Origin of the sequence: Pseudomonas oryzihabitans (assembly GCF_001518815.1) — a bacterium.
Classification (GTDB): domain Bacteria; phylum Pseudomonadota; class Gammaproteobacteria; order Pseudomonadales; family Pseudomonadaceae; genus Chryseomonas; species Chryseomonas oryzihabitans_E.
The window spans coordinates 4,548,803-4,565,429 of the sequence record NZ_CP013987.1; the positions used below are offsets into that span (position 1 = coordinate 4,548,803).

The window sequence follows — 16,627 nt, forward strand, 5'->3', positions numbered from 1 at the left end:
ATTGGGACGTTACGGTAGTGAAAGCCCGGGCACCTTTCAAGGACCCGGGCTAGCGAGGGAGGTTGTCAGCCCTTCGCCGGGGGTAGCGAACCAGCCGCCGGATCGCGCCATTGGCTTTGCAAGAGCTGCTGACTGCGGCTCACATCGCCCAGCTGCATGGTCACCCGGGCCAGCTCGCCGGCGGTGATCGCCGAGGGACGCTGCGCCAGGCTGCGCTCCAGGTACTCACGCGCCTTGCCCCACAGCTGGTTGTTCATGCACAGCCGCCCCAGGGCCAGCAACAGCACCGGATCCTGGGGCTTGTCCTTGAGCCAGCCCTCGGCATGGTGCAGTGGCCGGCTGGCGTCGCGAGGACGCAGCTGGCCATAGAGTTCGACCAGGCGCTCGTCCCACTGGCGATTGAGGGTGATGTGCAAGACCTCTTCGGCCAGATCGTCACGGCCGATGGCGCGCAACTGGCGGGCATAGGCCAGCACCACCGAGGCATCGCCCTTGAGCGCCGTGGGGACCTGCTGCCACTGGGCATCCACCGCCGACTCGGCGCCCTGAGCCGGGACCTCGTCAAGGGTAGCGATCCATACCTTGCGCTCCAGGTCGTCCTGCTCCTGGGGCCGCAAGACCTGCTGCTTGCGCAGCTGCGGCAGCAGGGCGATCAGGGCCGGCCAGTCGCGCAGGGTCACCTGCAGACGCTGCAGCTGCAGCAGCACCTCGCCATTCTTCGGATACTTGGCCTGCAGCGGTGCCAGGCTGTCACGCGCTTCCAGGTACTGACCCCGGTCGATCTGCAGGCGGGCCTGTTGCAGGCCGATGGCGAGCTCGGCCTGAGGCTCGCGCTCCCGGGCCTGACGTAGCAGGCGATCGCGCTCTTCCAGGTCGCCAAGTTCGTTGGCGGCGCGGGCCGCGCCCAGCAGCACGAACAGCGGCTGGTCGGCGTGCTCGGCCGCGCCTTTCAGATGCTTGAGGGCACCGCTCCAGTTCCCCTCGGCAAGTTCCAGCTGGCCCTTGTGGCGGGCCTGCTCCAGGCGCCGCTGGCGATTGTGCCGCGACCAGGGGTTGAGCACCTTGCCGGTCAGGCCCAGGGCGCCCAACACCAGCTTGAGGATGTAGAGCGCCAGCCAGATCGCCACCAACAGGGCCAGGAAGGCCCAGAGGCTCGATTCATAACGGAAGTTGCTGTAGGACAGCAGCACATAGCCCGGCTCCTTGGCCAGCACCACGGCGACGCCCAGACCGACGAGCAGGGCGAACAGGAACAGCAGGTACAGGCGCTTCATGGGCGATTCTCCTGAGCCGCGCCGGCGGCATTGGTCGGCTGGATTTGCTGACGTTGCGCGATATAGGCCTGCAGCGCGGTCAGGGCCGGCGTCAGGTCAGGCGCCTCGAAGGTGACCGGGCGCTCGGCCAGCTCCTGCAGGCGCAGCTTGACTGCAAGGCTGTCAGGATTCTGGTTGTTGAAATGGGCGGCGAGGACGTCTTGCGCCTGCTCGATGGACAGCCGATAGACCTCCTGATTGCCGTTGAGCACGGCCCATTGCGCCTGTTCCAGCGCCAGGCTCATGGCCAGGCGTACCTGGGCCAGGGATTCCTCGGCCAGCAGCGGGCGGATCGGCTGGTCGGCGGAGAAATCGATGCGGAAATAGCTGGAGATGCGCTGGCGGAAGTCCTGCCACCATTGCTGCAAGGCATTGCTCGGCGGTATTGCGGCCTTCTCGACGCCGGGCTGATCGGCCACGGTGGCGGAGAAGCGTGGCGGCAATGGCTCCAGGCTCTGTACCTGATTGCGCAGCGAGGCCAGCTGGACGAACTGCCCGGTCCGGTCCAGATCGGGCAGCTGTCGCAGCGTCTGCTGGGCATTGGCCACCTGCTGACGTGCGTTGAAGGCCGCCGGATCGTTCTGCGCCTTGAGGATGTCATCGACACCCTGCAGGAGATTCTGGGCGCTGGGCACGTCCTGCAGGGCAGTCATGCGCAGGGTCGCCATGCGCAGCAGATGCTCGGCCTCGGTCAGGCGCCAGGCCTGGCGACTCTGGCCGACCACCTCCTTGAACTGTTCGGCGAGGTGCTGTTGATCACCTTGCAGGGCACCGAGCTGACGACGGCGTTCTTCCAGCTCGTTGGCCGACGGCAGGCGTGCCAGATCGGCGCTCAGCGCCTGGTTGCGTACCTCCAGCTGCCGCAACTGGCTGCGCAGGTCCTCGGCCTGGGCCGTCTGAGCCTGTTCGTTCTGGTGTATCTGCTGCAGTTGCCAGACACTCCAGCCGCCCACTCCCAGGCCACCAGCGGCTACCAGCAGGGCCAGCAGCGCGAGACCGGACGCCTTGCCGGAGCCCTTGCGGCGCGCACCTACCGGAGGCGGTGCCGGTGGTGGCGAGGCGGGAGTCACGACAGGATCGGGAGAGACGTCATCGGCGCGGGGGGCTTGAGTTTCGCTCACGGGAATTCCTTGTAGGGTCAATCCGGATGGTGATGGGCTAGCGTGGCGATCAGAGCGCCGGCGCTGGCGCCCTGGCACTCGATCACGCGGGGGCAGCCACTGGCGCGCGCCAGTTCGGCCACTCGGGCGCTGGGTACCAGCAGGGGATAACGGCGCACCACGGGCCAATCCGCACCCGCACAGGCCTGCAGATGCGCGAAACCCTGCCCACTGCTGACCATGATGGCATTCAGGCGTTCCGCTGCCAGGGTCTCTAGGACCTGCCCTGCAGGGTACTGCGGACACTGGCGGCGATAGAGTTCGAGCACCTCGACACGGACACCACGGGCGCTGAGGGTCTCGACCAGCAGATCGCGCCCCCCTTCGCCACGCAAGAGCAGCACCTGGGGCTCAGGACGCTGCAAGGCGTCGGCCAGGGCCGGCAGGGCCAGCAGGCCTTCGCTGTCTTCGCGTGGGGGATAGTGCACATGCAGACCATAGTCTTCGAGCACCGCCGCAGTGGCCGCGCCCACGGCGAACCAGGCCTGCAGCGGCGGTTGCGGCCAGTAGCGGTCCAGGGCGGCGAGCCCCAGGCGAGCGGCCGGCTTGCTCACCACCAGCACGGCGGCATAGCGGTCCAGATCGAGCCAGAGGGTGCGCTGTTCGGGGGTTTCCGCCAGCGGCTGGAGCTCCAGCAGCGGCAGACTGGCACTGGCGATGTCCGCCGCGGCCAGGGCAGTGGCCAGCGGTGGATTCTCCTCCGCCGGCCGGGTCAGGAGCAGGCGCCAGCCGCTCATGATTCGCCGGAAATCCCGTAGACGGCGTCAAGGATGCCCTGAGCGCCCTGCGCCAGCAGGTCTTCGGCCACGGCCACGCCAAGACCGGCCGGATCATTGACGGGACCTCGGGCTTCGGCGCGCAGCAACAGAGCGCCATCAGGCTGACCGACCAGACCACGCAGCCAGAGCAATTCGCCTTCCTGTACCGCGTAGCAGGCGATGGGCACCTGGCAGCCACCGTTGAGGCGACGATTCAGGGCGCGCTCCGCAGCGACCCGGCGCTCGGTGTCGAAATGATGCAGGGGTTCGAGCAGGGCGTGGACCTCGGCATCGTCGGTCCGGCATTCGATGCCCACGGCGCCCTGGCCACCGGCAGGCAGGCTGTTCTCGACGGTCAGGGATTCTCGGATGCGCTCGGCGAAGCCCAGGCGGATCAGGCCGGCGGCGGCCAGGATGATGGCGTCGTAGTCGCCGGCGTCGAGCTTGGCCAGGCGCGTATTGACGTTACCGCGCAGGAAGCGGATCTCCAGGTCCGGTCGCAGGGCCAGCAACTGGGCCTGGCGTCTCAGGCTGGAGGTGCCTACCACGCTGCCGTGGGGCAGATCGGCGAGGCGCGCATAGCGATTGGAGACGAAGGCGTCGCGCGGGTCTTCCCGCTCGCAGATGGCGTATAGCCCGAGGCCCGCAGGAAATTCCATGGGCACGTCCTTCATCGAATGCACGGCGATGTCGGCGCTGCCGTCGAGCAGGGCGTTTTCCAGCTCCTTGACGAACAGACCCTTGCCGCCAATCTTGGCCAGCGGTGCGTCGAGCAGCTTGTCGCCGCGGCTGGTCATGGGCAGCAGGCTCACCCGCAATCCCGGATGCGCCGCTTCGAGGCGGGCTTTCACATAGTCGGCTTGCCACAGTGCCAGGGCACTCTGGCGCGTGGCGATACGAATTTCGCGGAGCATGGACATTACCGGCACGTCAGATTGCCGGCCATGATAGCAGGTCGACCGGCGCCCCTCCCCCGCTGCGCGCCGGTCACCGACCCGGAAGCGACGTCAGATGCTGTGCATCAGGCGACGCACACCGGCCACATGGCGGCGGCTGACGGTCAGCGCATCGCCATTCATGCCCTTGAGGAACAGCTGGAAGTGACCCAGAGGGGTACGCTGCAGGCGCTCGATGCGCTCGCGGGACACCAGGGCATTGCGGTGGATACGTACGAAGCGCTCGCCAAACTCGTCTTCCAGGGCCTTGAGCGGTTCGTCCAGCAGGACCTCGCCACCCGAGTGTCTCAGGGTCACGTATTTGTGGTCGGCGATGAAGTAGACCACGTCGTCCAGCGGAATCAGCTCGATACCCTTGCGGGTCCGGGCGCTGATATGGCTGCGCGGCCCCGGACCACCGCTGGCCGGCGGCTTGGTCAGGGCGGCAAGCTGCATCCGGTTCGGACGCTGGGCCTTGCCCAAGGCGGCAGCCAGGTCTTCCTGGCGTACCGGCTTGACCAGATAGCCAACGGCACTCACCTGGAAGGCGTCGAGCGCGTACTCATCGTGAGCGGTCACGAAGATCACCGCGGGCGGCGATTCGCGCTCGCAGAGACGCGCGGCCACCTGCAAACCGTCCAGACCCGGCATGCGGATGTCGAGCAGGACGATGTCAGGCTTGAGGTTTTCGACCAAAGCGAGGGCTTCCTCACCGTTGGTGGCTGTTGGCTCCAGGGCGGTATAACCGTCCAGTTGCCCCACCAGACGGGCCAGACGCTCGCGCGCCAAGGGTTCGTCATCGACGATCAGGACATTCATAAGCTCAGGCTTCCCGCATGAGTCGCTCGCATGGATAGCGAAGAGACGTTGTATGCCGCTGGTCGCGGCGTTCGATTTTGAGACTCGCAGCTGGTCCGAAAAGTGCCGTTAATCGCGCCTCGATATTGCTCAAAGCTTGACGAGTACCCTTTGGCGGGCGTGGCTGCTGCTCCACCTCGGGATCGTAGGGGTTACTGATCACCAGTTCGAACACCCCGTCTCGGTAGGTGGCGAAGATGGTCACCAAACCGCCTTCGATACGCGGCGCGACGCCATAGATCAGGGCGTTTTCCAGCAGCGGCTGCAGGGTCAGCTGGGGAATCGGCAGATCCGCCGGCACCCCGTCCACGTCCCATTGCAGCTGCAGGCGATCACCCAGGCGCAAGCGCTCGATCTCCAGGTAGCGGCGTGACAGCTCCAGCTCCTGGGACCAGCGCACCTTGGTACCGGGCTGGGCCAGACTGGCACGGAACAGGGCCGAGAGGTCCAGCACCGCGCGCTCGGCCTTGTCCGCATCCAGGGCGATGAGACTGGCGATGCTGTTCAGGCTGTTGAACAGGAAGTGCGGACGGATGCGCGCTTGCAGGGACTCGATACGCGCGTGCAGCTCGGCCTGCTGCTGGCGGCGCCACTGGCTCTGCAGCCAGAAGTAGCGCAGCAGCAGCATGGACATGATCAGGGCGATCAGTGCATGGCGCATGTAGAGCCGCACCTCGCCGGTCCGCTGCAGCGGACCGGCCAGTTGCAGCCAGTCGGCTACCAGGGTGCAGAGCAGCGTCAGCGCCACCACGATGGCGCAACAGAAACCGCCGGCCACCACCGGTCGATGACGTGCGAGCCAGGGCCGCAGGCGACAGAGCAGCGCCGCCGACAGCAGCACGATCCATTGCACGAACAGCGACACCAGCGCCAGCCGGATCCAGTTGAACTGCAGGGTGAAGGGCTCCGCCAAGACGAGGACCAGCACCAGCAGCTCGGCCAGCACCACCAGCACGAGCAGGGCTTCCGGTTCGCAGAGCGCCGGGACGAAGAAGTCGTCGACCTTGACCGGTCGAGGGGTTTTGCGGCGTTCGAGTATCATGGAGCCAGTGTGGGTCAGATACCACTCGTCGGCAAGTCGGCTCCGTTGAATCAGGCCGGAACCCGCTCAGGACTGCTATCATCGGCCCCCTCTCACTTCCACCGACAAGCCCAGCAGCAGGCCGATTCATGAGCAGCGAAAAAACCAACCAGTCCTGGGGCGGACGCTTCAGCGAACCCGTCGACGCCTTCGTCGCCCGCTTCACCGCTTCGGTGGACTTCGACAAGCGCCTCTACCGCCACGACATCCTCGGCAGCCAGGCCCATGCGCGCATGCTGACCCAGGCCGGGGTGCTCAGCGAAGCCGAGCGCGACGCCATCGTCGCGGGGCTGGACGAGATCCGCAGCGAGATCGAGGCCGGCACCTTCGAGTGGCGGGTCGACCTGGAAGACGTGCACATGAACATCGAGGCACGCCTGACCGAGCGTCTGGGCGTGGTCGGCAAGAAGCTGCACACCGGCCGCAGCCGCAATGACCAGGTGGCCACCGACATCCGCCTCTGGCTGCGCGACGAGATCGACGCCATCCTCGCCGAGCTGAACCGCCTGCAACAGGGCCTGCTGCAATTGGCGGAGGCCGAGGCCGATACCATCATGCCCGGCTTCACCCACCTGCAGACCGCCCAGCCGGTGACCTTCGGCCATCACCTGCTGGCCTGGTTCGAGATGCTCTCCCGCGACCACGAGCGCCTGGTCGACTGCCGCAAGCGCGTCAATCGCATGCCCCTGGGCAGTGCGGCCCTGGCCGGCACCACCTACCCCATCCAGCGCCAGGTCACCTGCGAGCTGCTGGGCTTCGAAGCCATCGGCGGCAACTCCCTGGATGGCGTCTCGGATCGCGACTTCGCCATCGAATTCTGCGCCGCCGCCTCCCTGGCGATGATGCACCTGTCGCGCTTCTCCGAGGAGCTGGTGCTCTGGACCAGCGCCCAGTTCCAGTTCATCGACCTGCCCGACCGCTTCTGCACCGGTTCCTCAATCATGCCGCAAAAGAAGAATCCCGACGTTCCCGAACTGGTACGCGGCAAGACCGGCCGGGTGTTCGGCGCCCTGACCGGCCTGCTGACCCTGATGAAGGGCCAGCCGCTGGCCTACAACAAGGACAACCAGGAAGACAAGGAGCCCCTGTTCGACGCCGCCGATACCCTGCGTGACTCCCTGCGTGCCTTCGCCGACATGGTGCCGGCCATCAAGCCCCGGCGCGAGATCATGCGCGAGGCAGCGCGTCGCGGCTTCTCCACCGCCACCGACCTTGCCGACTACCTGGTGCGCAAGGGCCTGCCGTTCCGCGATTGCCACGAGATCGTCGGCCATGCGGTGAAGTATGGCGTGGATAGCGGCAAGGACCTGGCCGAGATGAGCCTGGACGAACTGCGTCGCTTCAGCGATCAGATCGAGCAGGATGTCTTCGCCGTCCTGACCCTGGAAGGCTCGGTCAATGCCCGTGACCACATCGGCGGCACCGCCCCGGCCCAGGTCCGCGCCGCCGTGAAGCGTGGTCTCGAGCTGCTGGCCAAGCGCTGAGGTCTGTCCTGCGCTCCCCTCACCGCCTCTCAGTGGCGGCTGCCCGGGAGCAGGCAAGCCGTCCATCGGACGGCTCTGCCTGACGGAGAGCCAGGCCGTATGGCCTTGGTGGCACTGTGCCCACCTGCAATCCGTCTACGACAGGGCTCTCTGGCTGAAGGCCCTGGCAGGCCGCTGAGCGGCCGCCGACCAGCCGTCGATAGGGACGACCACCCGCACTCAGGACCGTGGCCAGGCGGCCGATACTGAAGACTTGACCAGCCGTTCGAGTCAAGTCTCATGCGCCTTTCAGCCTGTTCCATCCTGCTTTGTGGAATGTTCGCCGCTGCCTCCAGCCAGGCCGCCCTGCCCCCGCCGCTGCCCCAGACACTCACCTGGCATGTCCAGCTGAACGGCGTGTTGCAAAAGCCCAATCGCACCCTCTACGACATCGATCTCTATGACACCAGCAAGGCGGTAATCGCCAACCTGAAAGGCAATGGGAAGACGGTGATCTGCTATTTCAGCGCCGGTACCTGGGAAGACTGGCGACCCGATGCCGCCCTCTACCCCAAGGCGGCCCTGGGCAAGGCGCTGGACGCCTGGCCGGGCGAGCGCTGGCTGGACATCCGGCGCACCGACGTCCGCGTGTTGCTGGCCAAGCGTCTGGACCTGGCCGTGCAGAAGGGCTGCCAGGGCGTGGACCCGGACAACGTCGACGGCTTCAGCAACCCCAATGGCCTCAAGCTGACCAAGGCCCAGCAGCTGGACTTCCTCAACTGGCTGGCCGACGAGGCGCACAAGCGCAGTCTGCTGGTGGGCCTGAAGAACGCCGTTGATCTGGTGCCGAGCCTCTACACCAAGTTCGACTTCGCGCTCAACGAGAGCTGCTACGACTACGCCGAGTGCAACGCCTACAGCTACTTCCGCACCCAGAAGAAGCCGGTGATGATCATCGACTACGGCCTCTACAGCACCAAGCGCTGCAGCCAGGCCAAGACCTCGGGCTACAACCTGCAGTTCTACCCGCTGTCGCTGGCGGCGCTGGGCACCGCCTGCAAGTAGGCAGGCTCTCAGTCGAGCCCGGCCTTCTTGTGCGACCTCTGTCCCAGCGCGATCCAGTCCAGATCGCCCTCGCCCTGGGCGACGGCCTCCAGCAGGTTGTCCCTCAGGACGCTGGCGAAGGGTAGCGGCACCGCCTTTTCCTGCCCGGCCGCCAGGGCCAGACCGACGTCCTTGAGCCCCAGGCTGAGCTTGAAGGCCGCGGGCGAGAACTTTCGCTCGGTCAGCAGGCGACCGTAGTTCTGGTACACCGGGGCGGCGAACAGGGTGCTGGTGAGGATTTCCAGCAACGCCGCCGGCTCCACGCCATAGCTGCGCGCCAGGGCGGTACTCTCACCCATGGTTTCGATGGCGCTGGCGATCATGAAGTTGCCAGCGATCTTCACCACGTTGGCCTGGCGCGGCTCCACGCCCACCGGCCAGGTCTTGCGCCCCAGGACGTCGAGCAGCGGCTGAACGTGCTCGATCGCCGCTTCAGCACCCGCCACCACGATGTTGAGCTGGCCACTGGCAGCCACGTCGGTGCGACCGAACACCGGCGCCGCCACATAGCCCACGCCCGCTTCGGCATGACGCGCGACCAGTTCATCGACCAGGGCCACCGACAGGGTGGCCATGCTGACGTGAATCAGTCCGGCCCGCGCCTGCTGCAGGGCGCCGCTGTCGAGGACCACCTCGCGGGTGGCGGCGTCATTGGCCAGGATGCTGAAGACCACCTCCACATCGAAGGCCTCCGCCGGCGTCGCCGCCGCACGGGCACCCTGGGCGACCAGGGCCTCTACCGGCTCGGGGGAGCGATTCCAGACCACTACCTCATGACCGGCCTTGAGCAGATTGGCGGCCATGCCCTGGCCCATGCCACCCAGGCCGATGAATCCGATACGCATAGTTTTGTCTCCTCGAGGTGCGATGGATGCCGCCGGCTATAGCCAGCGGCGAAACTTGAACCAGGCATAGGGAATCAGCGCCGAGACCACCATGGCGCCCAGCGCCAGTGGATAGCCGTAGTGCCAGTCCAGCTCCGGCATGACCTTGAAGTTCATGCCATAGACGGTGCCCACCAGCGTTGGCGGCAGGAACAGCACCGAGGCGATGGTGAACACCTTGACGATGTTGTTCTGCTCCACGCTGATCAACCCCAGGGTGGCGTCGAGCAGAAAGCCGATCTCGCCATTCATCTTGGTCTGGTAGTCGCTCAGCGAACGCACGTCGCGCTCCAGCGTCTTGAACCAGGTCTTGGCCGTACCGGAGATCCAGGTGGCACCTGCCCGGCGCAGATAGGAGACGATGCGGTTGATGCCCAACAGGCTTTCGCTGAGCTGGGCCAGCAGCTGGTTGCTGCGACCGAGCTGCTTGACGATGGATTGCAGGTCGGTCTTCGGCTGCTTTTCCTGATGGGGATCCAGGGGTTCGCGAAACACCGCCTTGGCCAGGCGATTGAGATGCGCCTGCACCGATTCGAGGATGTCGGCCACCCGATCCACCAGGCTATCCAGCAGCGAGGCGAAGATGACATCGCTGCGACAGTGCTGGCTCGCCTGCTGCTGGGCCTTGCCGAGAAAGGTCTTGAAAGCGGCCAGTTCGGCGTAACGCACCGTTACCAGCCACTCGGGCGTCAGCACGAAATTGACCACCGAGGCCTGCGGCTGATGCTCGCTGAAGCCGCTGACCACGGTGGTGGTCAGGTGCAGGGCCTGGTCGGTCTGATAGAGTCGCGAGGATTCCTCGATCTCGGCGATTTCTTCCCGGGTGGGGATGTCCATCGCCAGTGCCTGCTCCAGATAGCGCTCTTCCGCCTCACTGGGATCGAGCAGATCGACCCAGAGCAAATCGTCCGGCAGAGCGTCTCCCGGCGACAGCGGCTGGGCCACCAGCTCGTTGGCGGACAGGCGATAGCAGGTGATCATCTAGAAGACTCCAGGCCAGAATCAGGGGTCGCACTGTAACAAAAGGTATCCAGACATGATTGACCACGCCGATGACGAAGAATCCTTCGTGTCCTCCCATCTGATCGAAGCGATGGAGAACCAGCTCGCCGCCGGCGAGCCGGATTATGTCCAGGCCGTGCTCAACAAGCTGACCCTGGTCGGCTACGAGCGCGAGGAAGCGGTGCTGCTGATGGCCCAGGCGCTGTCCTTCGAGATCGAAGCCATGCTCGACGCCGATCGCCCCTTCGATGGCGCCCACTACGAGCGCCTGCTAAGGGCCCTGCCGGACCTGCCCGAGGTCGCGGACGACTAGGCCTCGACCGGCTCCAGCGCCAACAATTCCACCTGCTGCTCCTTGCCGCCGGGCACCGGCCAGCTCAGGTGCTCGCCAGGCGTCGCCCCGAGCAGTGCGCTGCCGGCCGGCGCCAGTACCGACACCCGCCCTTCCACGCCGGCATCCTCGGGATAGACCAGCACCACCTGATACTCCTTGCCGGTATCGGTCTCGCGGCAACGAACGCGGGAATTCATGGTGACCACGGCACCGACCTCGCCAGGCGCCACCACCCGGGCCTGGGCCAGCTCCTCGTCCAGGGCCTCGGCCACGGGGCCGAATTCGGGCAGGTCATCGAGCAGCCGTTCGAGACGGGGCATATCGGCGGCGGAAACGGTGATGGGCGATGCATGGCGCATGGCGGACTCCTGGAGGACAAGACGACGCGGCCCCTGCCGCGAACAGCGGCGGACCAACGGGATGACGGGCAACAGACGCCCAGTGGGAAGCCGCGACACGGGCGGCAAAAGAAAACGGCGCTCGAAAGGCGCCGTCAGGTCACGCTAGCACAGGGCTCAAGGCTTGGGTCAAGCCGCACCGACCGCAGGTCGTCATAGCCCGGGTAGAGCCACGCTCTCGCCGGTCTGTTCCAGCGTCACCCGTACCAGCAGGGCGCCGAGGGTCTCGGACGAGGTGTCGCAGATCCAGCTCTGGCCATCCCAGTCGAAGTGATAGCCACCCGACCGCGCCGCCACCCAGAGCTGCACCAGCGGGGGCTGGCGGCTGAGAATGACCTGGCTGCCGTTGTCGAACTTGATCGTCAGCACGCCGCCGGCATTTTCCAGATCCAGGTCCAGACCGCTGTCGTCATAGGCGTCTTCGACCTGGCGCTGGGTCTGGTCGACGAGGTGATGGAATTGCGCTTCGCTGAGCCGGCTCATGACGATCCTCGAAAGAAGGGAAACAATCGCCGCACGGTAGCGGGCTGCCCGGATGGCGTCCAGTCGAGGCGTTCGCCAGCGCATGCGCTTCAGCCATCCGGGCGTGTCAAAGAGTCGCTCAACCCCGTTATACTCCGGGCAATATTCGCCTGAATAAAGGTTTAGCGTCATGAAGCGCCTGTCTCTCCTCTTCATCGCCTGCGCCTGCCTGCTGGCCGGCTGCGGTCAGAAAGGCCCGCTGTACCTGCCCGACGACCAGAAAGCCGCCAAAGAACACCGCCACGACGTGTTCTAAGGAGCCCCCATGGAAGTCTTCGCTGTCCGTGCAGGTGAACTGCATGCGGAAGGGGTAGCCCTGAGCGCCGTGGCGCAGCAGTTCGGCACCCCCGCCTATGTCTACTCGCGAGCGCATATCGAGAGCCAGTACCGCGCCTATACCGATGCGCTGGCCGGTCTGCCGCACCTGGTCTGCTTTGCCGTCAAGGCCAACTCCAACCTCGGCGTGCTCAACGTCCTGGCCCGCCTCGGCGCCGGCTTCGACATCGTCTCCCGGGGCGAGCTGGAGCGGGTGCTGGCCGCCGGTGGCGATCCGCACCGGGTGGTGTTCTCCGGGGTCGGCAAGACCCGCGACGACATGCGCCGGGCGCTGGAAGTGGGCGTGCACTGCTTCAACGTCGAATCCACCGACGAACTGGAGCGGCTGCAACAGGTGGCCGCCGAGCTGGGCGTGGTCGCGCCGATCTCGCTGCGGGTCAATCCCGACGTCGACGCCGGCACCCACCCCTACATTTCCACCGGTCTCAAGGAAAACAAGTTCGGCATCGACATCGCTGACGCCGAGGCAGTCTATGCCCGCGCCGCCGAGCTGCCGAACCTGGAAATCCTCGGCGTGGACTGCCACATCGGCTCCCAGCTCACTACGCTGCCGCCCTTCCTCGATGCCCTCGACCGCCTCCTGGCGCTGATCGACCGCCTCGCCGAGCGCGGCATCCTGATTCGCCACCTGGACCTGGGTGGCGGCCTGGGCGTGCGCTATCGCGACGAGCAACCGCCACTGGCCGGCGACTACATCCAGGCCATCCGCGAGCGCATCGTCGGGCGCAACCTGACCCTGGTGTTCGAACCGGGCCGCTTCATCGTGGCCAACGCGGGCGTCCTGCTGACCCGCGTGGAATACCTCAAGCACACCCCCCACAAGGATTTCGCCATCGTCGATGCGGCGATGAACGACCTCATCCGTCCGGCCCTGTACCAGGCCTGGATGGCGGTGGAACCGGTGGTTGCACGCCAGGGCGAAGCCCGCCGCTACGACCTGGTCGGCCCCATCTGCGAGACGGGCGACTTCCTCGCCAAGGATCGCGAGCTGGTGCTGGCCGAGGGCGATCTGCTGACCATCCGCTCCGCCGGAGCCTATGGCTTCACCATGAGTTCCAACTACAACACCCGCGGCCGTGCGGCCGAGGTGATGGTGGATGGCGACCAGGCCCACCTGGTGCGCCGGCGCGAGACGGTGGACGAACTCTTCGCAGGCGAAAGCCGGCTGCCGGCCTGAGGGGAGTTCCATGCAACTGCGCTTCACCAAGATGCACGGCCTGGGCAACGACTTCATGGTCCTCGACCTGATCAGCCAGCACGCGCACATCCAACCCAAGCATGTCCGTCAGTGGGGGGACAGAAACACCGGCGTCGGCTTCGACCAGCTGCTGATCGTCGAGACCCCGACCAAGCCGGACGTGGACTTTCGCTATCGCATCTTCAATGCCGATGGCTCCGAGGTCGAACAGTGCGGTAATGGTGCCCGCTGCTTCGCCCGCTTCGTCTTCGACAAGCGCCTCACGGTCAAGAAGCAGATCCGCGTCGAAACCAAGGGCGGCATCATCGAATTGCACCTCAAGGGCGACGGCCAGGTCCGCGTCGACATGGGCGCCCCGCGCCTGCAGGCGGCCGAGATCCCCTTCATCGCTGACGCGGAGGCCTTGAGCCACGCCGTGCAGGTGGAAGGCGAATCCGTCGAGCTGGCCGTGGTTTCCATGGGCAACCCCCATGGCGTGCTGCGGGTCGCCGACGTCGATCAGGCGCCGGTACTCACCCTCGGACCCAAGCTGGAGTGCCATCCGCGCTTTCCGCAAAAGGCCAACATTGGCTTCCTGCAAATCATCGACGCCCAGCGTGCCCGCCTGCGGGTCTGGGAACGCGGCGTCGGCGAGACCCGCGCCTGCGGCACCGGCGCCTGCGCCGCCGCGGTGGCCGGGATTCGCCAGGGCTGGCTGACCTCTCCGGTCAGCATCGAATTGCCGGGCGGTCTGCTCAACATCGAGTGGGACGGCGTCGGCCAACCGGTGCTCATGACCGGTCCGGCCACCCGTGTCTATGAAGGCCAGGTAAGAGTATGAGCGAGACCCCCGAACTGAATCCGGACCTGGTCGCCGACTGGCTGCTGGATCACCCGCACTTCTTCGCCGACCGCGAAGAGCTGCTGGCGGAAATGCGCGTCCCCCACCAGCGGGGTACCGCCATTTCCCTGGTCGAGCGTCAGCTCGGCCTGCTGCGCGATCGCAATGGCGAGATGCGTCAGCGCCTGGCCCACCTCATGGACGTGGCGCGGGACAACGACCGGCTGTTCGACAAGACCCGCCGGTTGATCATCGGCCTGCTCGATGCCAACAGCCTCGAAGAGGTGATCAGCACGGTCGAAGACAGCCTGCGCCATGAATTCAAGGTGCCCTACGTCGGCCTCATCCTGTTCCACGAGCATCCCCTGCCTGTCGGCCGCAGCGTCACGCCCGGCGAGGCGCAAAAGGTCATCGGCGGCCTGCTGGGTGGCGAGAAAACCACCAGCGGCGTGTTGCGCGCCCATGAGCTGGCCTTTCTCTTCGGCGACTCCGCCAAGGAAGAGGTCGGCTCCGCTGCCGTTGCCGCGCTGTCCCACCAAGGCCTGCATGGCGTCCTGGCGATCGGCAGCCCGGATCCCCAGCACTATCGCAGCAGCCTGGGCACGCTGTTCCTGAGCCACGTGGCGGAAGTCCTGGCGCGGGTACTCCCACGCTTTCCCGTCCCCTTGCGTACGGTGCGCTGAGCCGGGGAGCGGAGCATGCAGGTCCAGCTCGACGCCTATCTCGATCATCTGCGCCTGGAACGCCAGGTTTCGCCCCATACCCTCGATGGCTACCGTCGCGACCTGCGCAAGCTGCTGGCCTTCGCCGAGGCGGAAGGCCAGGCGGACTGGGGCGGTCTGGACAGCCGCCGACTGCGGGCCCTGATCGCCCAGCTGCACCGGGCCGGTGCTTCCAGTCGCAGCCTGGCGCGGCTGCTTTCCGCCTGTCGCGGCTTTTATCTCTACCTGATCCGCGAAGGCTTCTGCAGTCAGGATCCTGCCCATGGGCTATCGCCGCCCAAGGCGCAGAAGGCCCTGCCCAAGGTGCTCGACGTCGACCGCTCCATGCAACTGCTCGACGGCGCCGTGGAGGACGACTTCCTCGCCCTGCGCGATCAGGCCCTGCTGGAGCTCTTCTACAGTTCCGGGCTGCGCCTGTCCGAACTGGTGGGCCTGGACCTGAACGACCTGGATCTGGCCCAGGGGCTGGTCCAGGTCCGCGGCAAGGGCAACAAGGAGCGGGTGCTACCCATCGGCAGCAAGGCCCGCGACGCCCTGGAGACCTGGCTCAAGGTACGCCCCCAGGCCGCGCCGCGTGACGATGCCCTGTTCATTGGCCAGCGCGGCCTGCGTCTGACACCGCGAGCGGTGCAGCTGCGCGTGCGCGAGGCGGGTGTCCGCGAGCTGGGCCAGCATCTGCATCCGCACATGCTCAGGCACAGCTTCGCCAGCCACATGCTCAGTGCCTCCGGTGACCTGCGCGCGGTGCAGGAGCTGCTTGGCCATGCCGACATCGCCACCACCCAGATCTACACCCACCTGGACTTCGGTCAGCTCGCCGAGGTCTATGACAAGGCGCATCCCCGCGCCAAGCGTAAGGCCAGCCGATGACGATTCGCCTCGTAACCTTCGACCTCGACGACACCCTCTGGGAAATCGCGCCCGTCATTCATTCCGCCGAAGCCCTGCTGCGCGACTGGTTCGCCACCTCCGCGCCGCGGCTGGGCGGCGTTCCGGTCGAGCACCTCTGGGCGATTCGCGATCACCTGCTGCAGCAGGATGCCGGCTTGAAGCATCGCGTCAGTGAACTGCGGCGTCGCGTCATCCACCAGGCGCTGCTCGATGCCGGCTACGTCGAACCCGAAGCCGGTCAATTGGGCGAGGCCGGGTTTGCGGTCTATCTTGCGGCGCGCCAGCAGGTCACCCTGTTCGAAGACGTCCACCCCACCCTGGAGCAGCTCGCCGACCGCTATACCCTCGGCGTGCTGACCAACGGCAATGCAGATGTGCAGACCATCGGTCTGGCCGATTACTTCCGCTTCGCCGTGAATGCCGAGCAGCTGGGTATCGGCAAACCCGACCCGGCCCCCTTCCGTGAAGCCCTGCGCCTCACCGGTATTCCGGCAGCCGCCACCGTGCACGTGGGCGACAACCCGGTGGACGACGTCGAAGGCGCGCAGCGCGCCGGCATTCGCGCCGTCTGGTTCAATCCCTTGCAAAAGCCCTGGCAAGGCCCCGGCAAACCGGATGCGGAAATCCGCACCTTGAGCGAGCTACCGGCCGTACTGGCGACCTGGTCGGCGGACATTCAGGATTAAGTCGGACCTTAGCCGCGAAGGGTGACCGTTCATACCCTTCCAGCCGTCTGCTTGATTCGGCGATTTCGTTAACCAATCGCCAAATTATTCGTCACACTTATTGCCAACAGGGGCCGGCGCTTTGCGATGCCCTTCACCAAATAAGGCTTGGCCTCGCGAAAT

The 16,627-nt window shown here is 66.2% G+C and carries 19 protein-coding genes; 9 read left to right on the forward strand and 10 right to left on the reverse strand.

The features are described 5' to 3' along the window. Positions 1–65: 65 nt before the first annotated feature. The 6 genes from APT59_RS20735 to APT59_RS20760 all read right to left on the reverse strand — a co-directional run bounded on the left by APT59_RS20735 (position 66) and on the right by APT59_RS20760 (position 6,066). Entirely contained in the window at positions 66–1,274 is a 1,209-nt protein-coding gene (locus tag APT59_RS20735) for a heme biosynthesis HemY N-terminal domain-containing protein (RefSeq protein ID WP_059316566.1), read from the reverse strand. Further along, positions 1,271–2,434, reverse strand: a complete 1,164-nt coding sequence (locus APT59_RS20740; protein WP_059316567.1) for a uroporphyrinogen-III C-methyltransferase — start codon at positions 2,432–2,434, stop codon at positions 1,271–1,273. Before APT59_RS20740 ends, APT59_RS20735 begins: the two co-directional genes overlap by 4 nt. A 17-nt stretch (positions 2,435–2,451) precedes the next feature. Further along, complete coding sequence (locus tag APT59_RS20745; protein ID WP_059316568.1) at positions 2,452–3,210, reverse strand: uroporphyrinogen-III synthase; 759 nt, start codon at positions 3,208–3,210, stop codon at positions 2,452–2,454. Then, positions 3,207–4,145, reverse strand: coding sequence for a hydroxymethylbilane synthase (hemC, locus tag APT59_RS20750; RefSeq protein WP_059316569.1), 939 nt, complete (start codon positions 4,143–4,145; stop codon positions 3,207–3,209). Before hemC ends, APT59_RS20745 begins: the two co-directional genes overlap by 4 nt. Before the next feature lie 93 nt (positions 4,146–4,238). Then, on the reverse strand, positions 4,239–4,985 hold the full coding sequence (locus APT59_RS20755; RefSeq protein WP_017639394.1) for a LytR/AlgR family response regulator transcription factor: 747 nt from the start codon (positions 4,983–4,985) through the stop codon (positions 4,239–4,241). Positions 4,986–4,989: 4 nt separating this feature from the next. Then, the gene (locus APT59_RS20760; protein WP_059316570.1) at positions 4,990–6,066 is read right to left on the reverse strand and encodes a sensor histidine kinase; all 1,077 of its coding nucleotides are present in this window, start codon (positions 6,064–6,066) and stop codon (positions 4,990–4,992) included. Between the two features lie 128 nt (positions 6,067–6,194). Here APT59_RS20760 and argH point away from each other — a divergent pair, with 128 nt between their 5' ends. Both argH and APT59_RS20770 read left to right on the forward strand, forming a co-directional pair. Beyond that, a complete protein-coding gene (gene argH / locus APT59_RS20765) occupies positions 6,195–7,589 on the forward strand; it encodes an argininosuccinate lyase (RefSeq protein ID WP_059316571.1) in 1,395 nt (464 codons plus the stop codon). 279 nt (positions 7,590–7,868) lie between these two features. Next, positions 7,869–8,633 carry an endo alpha-1,4 polygalactosaminidase gene (locus tag APT59_RS20770; RefSeq protein ID WP_237140547.1) on the forward strand — a complete coding sequence of 255 codons (765 nt, stop codon included), beginning with the start codon at positions 7,869–7,871 and terminating at the stop codon, positions 8,631–8,633. 8 nt (positions 8,634–8,641) lie between these two features. Here APT59_RS20770 and APT59_RS20775 read toward each other — a convergent pair whose 3' ends face one another. Both APT59_RS20775 and APT59_RS20780 read right to left on the reverse strand, forming a co-directional pair. After that, positions 8,642–9,517, reverse strand: coding sequence for an NAD(P)-dependent oxidoreductase (locus APT59_RS20775; protein ID WP_059316573.1), 876 nt, complete (start codon positions 9,515–9,517; stop codon positions 8,642–8,644). A 36-nt stretch (positions 9,518–9,553) separates the two neighbouring features. Further along, positions 9,554–10,537, reverse strand: a complete 984-nt coding sequence (locus tag APT59_RS20780) for a magnesium transporter CorA family protein (protein WP_059316574.1) — start codon at positions 10,535–10,537, stop codon at positions 9,554–9,556. Positions 10,538–10,592: 55 nt separating this feature from the next. On the opposite strand from APT59_RS20780, the gene APT59_RS20785 reads away from it, so the two are divergent. After that, complete coding sequence (locus APT59_RS20785) at positions 10,593–10,871, forward strand: hypothetical protein (RefSeq protein ID WP_059316575.1); 279 nt, start codon at positions 10,593–10,595, stop codon at positions 10,869–10,871. Here APT59_RS20785 and rnk read toward each other — a convergent pair. After that, positions 10,868–11,251: a nucleoside diphosphate kinase regulator gene (gene rnk / locus APT59_RS20790; RefSeq protein ID WP_059316576.1), complete on the reverse strand. Its 384-nt coding sequence runs from the start codon at positions 11,249–11,251 to the stop codon at positions 10,868–10,870. The two genes, APT59_RS20785 and rnk, sit on opposite strands and share 4 nt — an antisense overlap. A gap of 192 nt (positions 11,252–11,443) precedes the next feature. Beyond that, positions 11,444–11,773 (reverse strand): iron donor protein CyaY, encoded by a 330-nt coding sequence (gene cyaY / locus APT59_RS20795; RefSeq protein WP_059316577.1) that lies wholly within the window; start codon positions 11,771–11,773, stop codon positions 11,444–11,446. Positions 11,774–11,942: 169 nt separating this feature from the next. On the opposite strand from cyaY, the gene lptM reads away from it, so the two are divergent. The 6 genes from lptM to APT59_RS20825 are packed head-to-tail and all read left to right on the forward strand — an operon-like array spanning position 11,943 to position 16,465. After that, positions 11,943–12,068 carry an LPS translocon maturation chaperone LptM gene (gene lptM, locus APT59_RS20800; RefSeq protein ID WP_007161378.1) on the forward strand — a complete coding sequence of 42 codons (126 nt, stop codon included), beginning with the start codon at positions 11,943–11,945 and terminating at the stop codon, positions 12,066–12,068. Between the two features lie 9 nt (positions 12,069–12,077). After that, a complete protein-coding gene (gene lysA, locus APT59_RS20805) occupies positions 12,078–13,325 on the forward strand; it encodes a diaminopimelate decarboxylase (RefSeq protein WP_059316578.1) in 1,248 nt (415 codons plus the stop codon). Between the two features lie 10 nt (positions 13,326–13,335). Beyond that, a complete protein-coding gene (gene dapF, locus APT59_RS20810) occupies positions 13,336–14,166 on the forward strand; it encodes a diaminopimelate epimerase (protein ID WP_059316579.1) in 831 nt (276 codons plus the stop codon). Further along, positions 14,163–14,849: a DUF484 family protein gene (locus APT59_RS20815; protein WP_059316580.1), complete on the forward strand. Its 687-nt coding sequence runs from the start codon at positions 14,163–14,165 to the stop codon at positions 14,847–14,849. Before dapF ends, APT59_RS20815 begins: the two co-directional genes overlap by 4 nt. A 15-nt stretch (positions 14,850–14,864) precedes the next feature. After that, the gene (gene xerC, locus APT59_RS20820; RefSeq protein ID WP_059316581.1) at positions 14,865–15,758 is read left to right on the forward strand and encodes a tyrosine recombinase XerC; all 894 of its coding nucleotides are present in this window, start codon (positions 14,865–14,867) and stop codon (positions 15,756–15,758) included. Further along, the gene (locus tag APT59_RS20825) at positions 15,755–16,465 is read left to right on the forward strand and encodes an HAD family hydrolase (RefSeq protein ID WP_059316582.1); all 711 of its coding nucleotides are present in this window, start codon (positions 15,755–15,757) and stop codon (positions 16,463–16,465) included. Before xerC ends, APT59_RS20825 begins: the two co-directional genes overlap by 4 nt. The last annotated feature ends 162 nt before the right edge of the window (positions 16,466–16,627 follow it).